Source organism: Pandoraea sp. B-6, assembly GCF_000282835.1.
Classification (GTDB): domain Bacteria; phylum Pseudomonadota; class Gammaproteobacteria; order Burkholderiales; family Burkholderiaceae; genus Pandoraea; species Pandoraea cepalis.
Map to the genome: position 1 here is coordinate 1 of NZ_AKXS01000121.1, position 8,975 is coordinate 8,975.

An 8,975-nucleotide genomic window follows, 5' to 3' on the forward strand; every position below is an offset into this window, starting at 1 on the left:
TGCCGTCGCATCGTCGATCCCGGCACCGGCCCCGCGCGCCGCGCTGCCGTCGGTGGCCGCTTCGGTGGGCCGCGACACGTCGCTTGAAGGCCGTCCGGAACAGCGCGTGCCGATGTCGCGCCTGCGCGCCCGTATCGCCGAGCGCCTGCTGCAATCGCAACAGACCAACGCCATTCTGACCACGTTCAACGAGGTCAACATGAAGCCGGTGATGGATCTGCGCAACAAGTACAAGGACAAGTTCGAGAAGGAGCACGGCGTGAAGCTGGGCTTCATGTCGTTCTTCGTCAAGGCCGCGGTCCACGCGCTCAAGAAGTACCCGGCCGTGAACGCCTCGATCGACGGTAACGACATCGTCTACCACGGCTACTTCGACATCGGTATCGCGGTCGGTTCGCCGCGTGGCCTGGTGGTGCCGATTCTGCGCAATGCCGACCAGCTGAGCCTGGCCGACATCGAGAAGAAGATCGCCGAATACGGCAAGAAGGCGGCCGACGGCAAGCTGTCGATCGAAGAAATGACCGGCGGTACGTTCTCGATCTCGAACGGCGGTGTGTTCGGTTCGATGCTGTCGACCCCGATCATCAACCCGCCGCAGTCGGCCATTCTGGGCGTGCACGCCACGAAGGACCGCGCGGTCGTGGAGAACGGCGAGATCGTCATCCGCCCGATGAACTACCTGGCCATGAGCTACGACCACCGTATCATCGACGGTCGCGAAGCCGTGCTGAGCCTCGTCGCCATGAAGGAAGCGCTGGAAGATCCGGCGCGCCTGCTGCTCGACCTGTAAGCGATAGCGCGCATTGCGCGGCGCTGCCCGGCCATCTTCGCATGGCCGGCGCGCCGCGCCTCCCCCTGCCGTCTACCTTCAGTGAGTCACAATCAAAATGGCAAAAGAATTTGATGTAGTCGTAATCGGCGCCGGCCCCGGTGGTTATATTGCCGCCATCCGCGCCGCCCAACTCGGTTTCTCGGTCGCTTGCGTCGAGAAATGGACCAACCCGGCCGGCAAGATGGTGCTCGGCGGGACCTGCCTGAACGTCGGATGCATTCCGTCGAAGGCGCTGCTCGCCTCGTCGGAAGAGTTCGAGAAGATCGGTCATCACCTGGCCGATCACGGTATCACCACGTCGGACGTCAAGATCGACATCGAGAAGATGCTCTCGCGCAAGCAGGGTATCGTCGACAAGATGACGGGCGGTATCGAATACCTGTTCAAGAAGAACAAGATCACGTGGCTCAAGGGTCACGGCACGATCATTGCCAAGAACGACGGCGGCTATCAGATCGATGTGAAGGGTGCCGAGGCCGAGTCCGTCACGGCAAAGAACATCATCATCGCTACCGGTTCGAAGGCGCGTCATCTGCCGGGCATGCCGGTCGACAACAAGCTCATCTCGGATAACGAAGGTGCTCTCTCGTTCGACACTGTGCCGAAAAAGCTGGGCGTGATCGGCGCCGGCGTGATCGGTCTGGAACTGGGTTCGGTATGGCGCCGCCTGGGTGCCGAAGTCACCGTGCTCGAAGCCATGCCGGAATTCCTGGCGGCGGCCGATGCCGGCGTTGCGAAGGAAGCGGCCAAGCAGTTCAAGAAGCAGGGACTGGACATCAACGTCGGCGTGAAGGTCGGCGAGGTCAAGACCGGCAAGAACAACGTCACGATCAGCTACACGGACAAGGACGGCAACGCCAAGACGCTCGACGTCGATCGTCTGATCGTGTCGGTCGGCCGCGTGCCGAACACCGATGACCTCGGCCTGGGCAACATTGGTTTGGCGACCGATGAGCGCGGCTTCATTCCGGTGGACGACCACTGCCGTACCAAGCTGCCGAACGTGTACGCGATCGGCGACGTGGTGCGTGGCCCGATGCTCGCGCACAAGGCCGAAGACGAAGGCGTGCTGGTGGCGGAAGTCATCGCTGGCCAGAAGCCGCACATCGACTACAACTGCATTCCGTGGGTGATCTACACGTCCCCGGAAATTGCCTGGGTCGGCAAGACCGAGCAGCAATTGAAGGCCGAAGGCCGTGAGTTCAAGCCGGGTCAGTTCCCGTTCGCGGCCAACGGCCGTGCGCTGGGCATGGGCTCGTCGGACGGTTTCGTGAAGGTGCTGGCCGATGCCAAGACCGACGAGATCCTCGGCGTGCACGTGATCGGCCTGAACGCTTCGGACCTGATTGCCGAAGCCGTGGTGGCGATGGAGTTCAAGGCGGCGTCGGAAGACATCGGCCGTATCTGTCATCCGCACCCGTCGCTGTCGGAAGTGATGCGTGAAGCCGCCCTCGATGTCGAGAAGCGCGCGCTGAACAAGTAAGTCGCTTTACGCTGACAGTACGATCAAAGGCGAGGCAACTCGCCTTTGTTTTTTCCCCGATTTCCTCTGCCCCCCGGCCGGTCGCCGCACCGCATGAACGTTCGCGAATACTATCAACAGGAACTGGCCGCGCGCGGCTACGAGCCCGATGAGGCGCAGGAGCGCGCCGTCGAGCGTCTGCAACAGTGCTACGACGAATGGGCGGCATACAAGGCCAGGCGTTCGAGCACCCTCAAGAAGTGGCTCGTGCATCCCGATCTGCCCAAGGGCGTGTATCTGTGGGGCGGGGTGGGCCGTGGCAAGAGCTTCCTGATGGACAGCTTCTACTCGGTGGTGCCGCTGCAGCGCAAGACGCGTCTGCATTTCCACGAGTTCATGCGTGAGGTGCATCATCAGTTGCAGGCGCTCAAGGGGCAGCCCGATCCGCTCGACGAATTGGCCAAACGCATCGCCAAGCGGTATCGCCTGATCTGCTTCGACGAATTCCACGTCTCCGATGTGGCCGACGCCATGATCCTTCACCGCCTGCTTGCCGAGCTGTTCAAGAACGGCGTGCAGTTCGTGATGACGTCGAACTATCGTCCCGACACGCTGTACCCGGACGGCTTGCATCGTGATCGCGTGCTGCCTGCGATCCGGCTGCTTGAAGAGAAGCTTGACGTGCTCAATGTCGACGCCGGCATCGACTATCGACGCCGCACGCTGGCGCAGGTGCAGGTCTATCACTATCCCCTTGGCAACGAGGCGAATCGAGCGCTGCGTGCGGCGTTTGCCGAGATCGCCGGGGTTCCCGACGAGAGCCCGGTGCTGCATATCGAGCAGCGCGAGCTGAAGGCCCTGCGTCGCGCGGGCGGCGTGGTGTGGTTCAACTTCCATATGTTGTGCGGGGGCCCACGTTCGCAGAACGACTATCTCGAACTGGCCAACCGCTTCCACACCGTCGTGCTATCGGACGTGCCGAAGATGACGCCGCGCATGGCGTCGGAGGCGCGCCGCTTCACATGGCTCGTCGACGTTTTCTACGACCACAAGGTCAAGCTGCTGATGTCGGCGGAAGTCGCGCCCGAGGAGTTGTACGTGGAGGGCACGCTCGCTAACGAGTTTGCTCGGACGGTGTCGCGTCTGGTGGAGATGCAGTCATTGGAATATCTTGAAGCTCCGCGTCGCGTGGTGGATACGTCGCTCACCTGAGCGTTGCGCGCCGCGTGTAGACCGCTCGCGGGTTTGCGCTCAGCGTGAGCGCGTGCCGCGATCGCCATGATCGCGCCCACGCGGGGCGTCGGCGGGCGGTGGCGGGGGCGCTTGCCGCTGTTCGCGCAGATGGTTGTAGATGTCGCCGCGCAAGTCGCCCTGCGGCCGTACGGCCTGAGGCGGCGGCCGTGACGGTTCAGGCCGTGCGCCGCCGCGGTGATTGCCGCGTCCGTCGGGGCGCTCGGCGCCCTGTGCAAACCAACTCTGGAAAAACCGGCTGTTCGACCACGGATGTGCCGTTGCGCCATGGGCGGTGACGGCCAGCATGACGCAACACGTCATCCGGACAAGTCGGGCGAGCCGCATGGTGCCACCTCCTTGTCGGTTGAACTGCCGCGTACCCTGCACGTACCATGCTCTGCCGAGTGGGCGAGCGCCGGAACGTGTCACGTATTTGCGGCCACGTTTCCAGAGTAAAAGGGCGCGGCGTCGCTTGCTGTAAAGATTTGTAAAGCAATGTAAGCCAGCAGGGGAGAGTTGCAGTACGTCGCCTACCATGCGCAGTTTGATTGACGGAGTTTTGCCATGCGTAAGCTGTCAAGGATCGCGATATCCCTCGGGGCACTGATTGTCGTGCTGGGTCTACTTTTCGGCACGCCGTATTACACGTTGTGGCGGGCGCGCGACGCGGCCGATGCGCGCGATGCGGCGGCGCTGTCGTCGTACGTCGACTATCCGGCCGTGCGTGAAAGCCTGAAAACGAGTCTTCACGACGAACTCTCGCGTCAGATGGACAAGCAGCGTGGCAACGCCTTCGGGGCCCTTGCCCTCGCGCTCGGTGGGTGGGTGTCGGATCGCGTTGTGGAGGCGTTGCTCACGCCGGAAGCGGTGGCGGCCATGCTGCGGGGTGACAGCACCGGATTGCCGCCAGCGCCCGGAGCGCCCGCGCCGCGCGATGCGGCACCGCAGGCGCAGGACAGCGCCCCGCTGGCGGCTCCGCCGGCCGCAGCCGACCCCTATGCCGCCAACTTGCCCGACGCGCGCTCAGGTGATGCGTCGCCGTCGTCGGGCAACACACCGCCGCGCACCACCACGCGGACCGAGTTTCAGGACTTCAATCATTTCCTTGTCCATGTGTCGCGCAGCGACCGTCCGACGCGCATCGTGACGTTCACGCTGACGCGACGCAATCTCGTGCAGTGGCGTCTGACCGCGATTGCCTTGCCGCCGTTGTAATCGTCGACGGCGGGCGGGCGCTCGGCGCGCGCGGCGATTTCGGCTAGAGGACTTCCTCAGCACGGCGTTACGCCTTTGGCGTAATCTGCAAAGCGACTCGCGCGAGTAGCGGTGCGGTGATGACGGCTATCGTGAGTCCTACGACAATCAATTCCGTATCCGGGAGGATGACAATCATGAAGCAAATTTCGAACGCGACGTCGTGGCGACGTCTGGGGGCGCACGCGCTCGTTGCAGTGGCATTGTTGGGTGGCGTTGCCAAGGCGGCAATCGCGGCCAATGACATGTCGCCGGTCGGCGTATGGAAGACCATCGACGACAACACCGGCAAGCCGAAGGCGCTTGTCACGATCTCGGAAAAGGACGGTGAATACGTGGGCGTCGTCACCAAGGGCCTTGGCGAAAACGACGATCCGGCGCGTGTGTGCACGGCCTGCACCGACGCGCGCAAGGGACAGAAGATGCTGGGCATGCAGATCATTCGCGGCATCCGCAAGGATGGCGAAGTGTATGACGGCGGCAAGATCCTCGATCCGGAAAATGGCATGGAGTACAGCTGCAAGATCACCGTGATCGACGGCGGCAAGAAACTCGACGTGCGTGGCTACCTCGGGATTTCGCTGCTCGGTCGCACGCAGACCTGGATCCGAGACCAGTAATCGGCGTCGCGTCGGGGGCGTTGCTACGATTCGTCTGCACCGCCACTGCGCGATAGGCAGATTCGGCAGGACGCCCAAGGCAAGAAGACCCGAACGAGTACTCGTCCGGGTCTTTTTTGTTGGCGTGCGAGCGCGACGCTAACGCAACACGCAACAACGTCACAGCGCGGTGGCCGCAACGTGTCATGAGATCGCCGACCTCGACGACTTCGATCACGTTCACAGCCGTCTGTCGGAATGAGCGACCGCTCGACGCCAGACACGGCAAAGCCCGGCCAGTGTCGCTTCACTGTCCGGGTTTGCCGTCGTCATTGGGCCTGCACCCCGCCGACGTTCCCCCCTCTCGCGATCTTGCGACGCTTCGGTACGTCGCGCTACTCTCCCATCCCCTGTCTCGTCACTGTCCCGCTGCCGTCTAGCTTTATTTGGCCACGCCGCCCAGCAGTCCCGTCACCGGCGCGAGGAGGCCGCTTGCGCCGCCCGTGCCGCTCGTGCTACCGGAACCGACGCTGGCCAGCGTCGCAAGCGGCGCAGTGACCGTGTTCAGCAGCGCCGTGACGGGGGCCAGCGCAGTGCCGGCACCGCCGCTGGCGCCCGAGGGACTCGTCACACCGCCCAACAGGCCCGTGACGGCCCCCAATGGATTGCTGCCGGACGCGCCCGTCGCACTCGACAGCCCGCCGAGCAAACCGGTGAGCGCGCCCAGCGGATTGTTGCCGCTCGCCGTGGTCGGCGTCACCGTGGTGTTCCCCACGTTGGCGAGCACGTTGCCGAGCGCATTCGGTTGCGTCGCGCTGGTGGTCCCTGAGAGCAGGCCGCCCGCACTCGTGACGGTGTTGCCCAGCGCCATGAGCGGATTGCCAAGGCTTGCGACAGCGGCGTTCGGTGCGGCCGCCTTGACCTGCGCGCCGGTCGAATTCAATGCGCCGCCCAGTGTGCCGAGCAGACCGGCCGCCGGAGTGCCCAGACCGGTGGTGTTGCCGAGCGTCTGCGTTGTCGTCGTGAGCGTATTGGTGATCGGTGTGATGGCCGACGAGAGGGCCGTCGTCGCTTGAACGACGGGGGCGCTCGTCAGTGCCTGAGTGAGTGCCGAACCGCCTTGCACGCCCCCCTGGCCAACGGTCGCGACGGCGGTGCCCAGCACGCCCGTGAGCGTGTCGATCGGTGTGTTCGCCAGCGGGCCACTCTTGCCGATGCCGGCAACGCCGCTGCCGAACAATACCCCGGCATTGCCGAGATCGGACACAACACCGCCCGTGCTCGCGAGCGTGGTGCCGACCGGGTTCGTGCCGGACGTGCCGAGCTGGCCCAGTCCGCTACCCACGCCTATGCCCAGGTCCGTGACGGCATTACCCGTTTGCGTGAGCGCGCCGCCGAAACCCTGCGTGGCTTGCGTGGCTACACCCGGCACCGTCGTGCCGGCGACCTGATTGCCGAGCGCGCTCACCACCGAGCCGACCGAACTGACGACACCGGCGCTGCTCGTGGTCGGATTCGTGGGGTTGGTCGGCGTGACGGGATTTGTCGGGTCCGACGGGTTGGTCGGCGTGTTCGCCGTGGCGCCGCTGCCGCCGCCCGAACTGGAGCAACCGGTAACACTGACGATGCTCGCCACCAGCACGGCAAGCATCGTGGGACGCAAAAGCTTCGACATGAGTTTTCTCCTCGTTGGGGTCGTGGTCATCGAGGTGCGCTCAGACCTTGGTCGACGCACTTCGGCCATTGGCGACCAGACCGGCGATGTCCTGATCGGCCTCGAAGCGAAGACGGAAGGTTTCGCTCTTCAGGGTGCGGATGCTCTGCACCAGGAAATCGTGAATCGCGGCGAGTTCGCTCTGGTCGTATGCCGCGCTGACCGCCGTGAGTTCGCGCGAGACTGAGGACAGGAACTGTTCGATCTGAGCGCAACGCTCTTCGATGGGGTGGATCATCACCATGCGCCGGTCGTGCGGGTTCTTCTCCCGCTCGACGAAGCCCGCGCGCTCGAGCCGATCGATGACCGTGGTGATGCCGCCCGAGCTGACGCCCATGAGTTCGGCGAGCTGGCCCGCGGTAATCGACTCGATTTCAAGGATGAGATCGAGCGCGTTCAGGTCGGTGACATTCAGGCCGAGCTGCTCGGCAAGCGCTGCGTGATACAGCGCCGTGTACACGGCGAGCCGGCGTCCGAGCGAGCGGACGATGCCGGCGACGAGATCGTTACGGTTCGTGTGTCGGTCGCTCATGGTGCCGTGCGATGTGTTGAGCGGGGAGGCCGTCGACGTCGCCCCGGAGGCGGCGCCCGAATCGACGCCGTATGTGTTGTGGCGGTGGCCGGCGGCGAACCCGTTGCCGGTGTCGCGCATGGCGACGGGTTCGGAAAGTTGCGGGGCGCAATCGCCATGACCGCGCATCAGAACGCTGGTGTCGGGAATGAAGCGGGCCATGGCATCTCCTTATCGATGAATCACGTGGTGCGCGCGCGATTCGCGCGACGCACCATTGGACGGGCGATTACTTGCCGACGCTGGCCACACTGCCGAGCAGGCTGGTGACCGGTGCGAGCAGTCCCGTCAGACCGCCCGTTGCGCCGCCCGAGCTACCGCCAGCCGTGCTCGTCACACCGGAGAGCAGGCTCGTGACCGGGGCCAGCGGGCTGCTGCTGCCGCCCGACGTGGCGCCACTCACCCCGCCGAGAAGGCCGGTGACCGGGGCGAGCGGGCTGCTGCCCGAACCGCCGAGGCCGCCGAGCAATCCCGTGACCGAGCCGAGCGGGTTCGACGAACCGCCTGCGGTCGTCGTGCCCAGGTTGCCCAGCAGCGATCCGAACGGATTCGCCGAGCCGGTGGAGGTGCTGCCGTTCAGGAACGTGCCGACGCCACCCACGGTGTTGCCGGTGGCAATCACCGTGTTGCCGAGTGCGGTGACGACCGGGTTCGATGACGTACCCTGCATCGTCGTGCCGACCGTGGCGACGCCGCCGCCGACCGTCTGCAGCAAGCCCTGTACCGGACTGCCCAGGCCCGTGGTCATTCCCACGGTGCGGGTGGTGTCGGACACGACATTGGTGATCGGCGTGATGGCCGACGAGAGCGCCGTGGTGGCCTGAACCACCGGGCCGCCCGTGAAGGCCTGTTTCAGGATCGCACCGCCGGCGATGCCACCTTGGCCGACGGTCGCGACCACGTTGCCAAGTGCCCCGGTCAGCGTATCGACGGGCGTGCCTGCCAGCGGACCGCTCTTGCCGACACCGGCGACGCCGCTGCCCAGCGACACGCCCGCCTGACCGAGGTCGGTCACGACATTGCCCGTGCTCGCGAGCGTGGTGCCGACCGGATCCGCCGAGGCACCCGTTTGGCCGAGACCGCTGCTCACGCCGTTGCCGAGGGCGGTGACGGCGTTGCCGGTCTGCGTGAGCGCACCGCCGAAGCCCTGCGACGCTTGCGTGGACACGAGCGGCAATTGGGTGCTGGAAACCTGATTGCCCAAGGCGCTGACGACGTTGCCGGCGGAACTCACGACGCCGCCTGCGCCGGTGGCGGTCGTGCCGACGGCATTCGGGGTGCCCGAGGTGCCGCCCGAAGCGCCGCTCCCG

9 protein-coding genes are annotated in these 8,975 nt (G+C 65.1%); 5 read left to right on the plus strand and 4 right to left on the minus strand.

What is annotated here, in order from left to right; genetic code table 11:
• The 3 genes from odhB to zapE form a co-directional block, all read left to right on the plus strand.
• Nucleotides 1-790 (plus strand): 2-oxoglutarate dehydrogenase complex dihydrolipoyllysine-residue succinyltransferase (odhB, locus tag A985_RS0100870; RefSeq protein WP_017231546.1); only part of this gene is annotated, 790 nt, incomplete at its 5' end.
• A 97-nt stretch (nucleotides 791-887) separates the two neighbouring features.
• Nucleotides 888-2,315: a dihydrolipoyl dehydrogenase gene (lpdA, locus tag A985_RS0100875; RefSeq protein ID WP_017231547.1), complete on the plus strand. Its 1,428-nt coding sequence runs from the start codon at nucleotides 888-890 to the stop codon at nucleotides 2,313-2,315.
• Between the two features lie 93 nt (nucleotides 2,316-2,408).
• The gene (gene zapE, locus A985_RS0100880) at nucleotides 2,409-3,506 is read left to right on the plus strand and encodes a cell division protein ZapE (protein WP_017231548.1); all 1,098 of its coding nucleotides are present in this window, start codon (nucleotides 2,409-2,411) and stop codon (nucleotides 3,504-3,506) included.
• A gap of 39 nt (nucleotides 3,507-3,545) precedes the next feature.
• Here the strand turns inward: zapE and A985_RS0100885 are convergent, their stop codons facing one another.
• The gene (locus A985_RS0100885) at nucleotides 3,546-3,833 is read right to left on the minus strand and encodes a hypothetical protein (RefSeq protein WP_157211310.1); all 288 of its coding nucleotides are present in this window, start codon (nucleotides 3,831-3,833) and stop codon (nucleotides 3,546-3,548) included.
• Nucleotides 3,834-4,091: 258 nt separating this feature from the next.
• Between A985_RS0100885 and A985_RS26855 the strand changes: the two genes are divergently transcribed.
• Nucleotides 4,092-4,742, plus strand: a complete 651-nt coding sequence (locus tag A985_RS26855; protein WP_017231550.1) for a DUF2939 domain-containing protein — start codon at nucleotides 4,092-4,094, stop codon at nucleotides 4,740-4,742.
• A gap of 176 nt (nucleotides 4,743-4,918) precedes the next feature.
• Nucleotides 4,919-5,401 carry a DUF2147 domain-containing protein gene (locus A985_RS0100900; RefSeq protein ID WP_017231552.1) on the plus strand — a complete coding sequence of 161 codons (483 nt, stop codon included), beginning with the start codon at nucleotides 4,919-4,921 and terminating at the stop codon, nucleotides 5,399-5,401.
• Between the two features lie 421 nt (nucleotides 5,402-5,822).
• Here A985_RS0100900 and A985_RS0100905 read toward each other — a convergent pair whose 3' ends face one another.
• From A985_RS0100905 to A985_RS23720, 3 genes are all read right to left on the minus strand, one after another.
• On the minus strand, nucleotides 5,823-7,055 hold the full coding sequence (locus A985_RS0100905; RefSeq protein ID WP_017231553.1) for a collagen-like triple helix repeat-containing protein: 1,233 nt from the start codon (nucleotides 7,053-7,055) through the stop codon (nucleotides 5,823-5,825).
• A 40-nt stretch (nucleotides 7,056-7,095) separates the two neighbouring features.
• Nucleotides 7,096-7,827, minus strand: a complete 732-nt coding sequence (locus A985_RS26860) for a MarR family winged helix-turn-helix transcriptional regulator (protein WP_017231554.1) — start codon at nucleotides 7,825-7,827, stop codon at nucleotides 7,096-7,098.
• A gap of 67 nt (nucleotides 7,828-7,894) precedes the next feature.
• The coding region (locus A985_RS23720) for a collagen-like triple helix repeat-containing protein (protein ID WP_017231555.1) at nucleotides 7,895-8,975 on the minus strand (1,081 nt) is incomplete at its 5' end.

What these genes read in the sequence shown, in the direction of transcription:
- lpdA (WP_017231547.1), top strand. Translation starts at nt 888, where the DNA reads ATGGCAAAAGAATTTGATGTAGTCGTAATCGGCGCCGGCCCCGGTGGT.
- zapE (WP_017231548.1), top strand. Translation starts at nt 2,409, where the DNA reads ATGAACGTTCGCGAATACTATCAACAGGAACTGGCCGCGCGCGGCTAC.
- A985_RS0100885 (WP_157211310.1), bottom strand. Translation starts at nt 3,833, where the DNA reads ATGCTGGCCGTCACCGCCCATGGCGCAACGGCACATCCGTGGTCGAAC.
- A985_RS26855 (WP_017231550.1), top strand. Translation starts at nt 4,092, where the DNA reads ATGCGTAAGCTGTCAAGGATCGCGATATCCCTCGGGGCACTGATTGTC.
- A985_RS0100900 (WP_017231552.1), top strand. Translation starts at nt 4,919, where the DNA reads ATGAAGCAAATTTCGAACGCGACGTCGTGGCGACGTCTGGGGGCGCAC.
- A985_RS0100905 (WP_017231553.1), bottom strand. Translation starts at nt 7,055, where the DNA reads ATGTCGAAGCTTTTGCGTCCCACGATGCTTGCCGTGCTGGTGGCGAGC.
- A985_RS26860 (WP_017231554.1), bottom strand. Translation starts at nt 7,827, where the DNA reads ATGGCCCGCTTCATTCCCGACACCAGCGTTCTGATGCGCGGTCATGGC.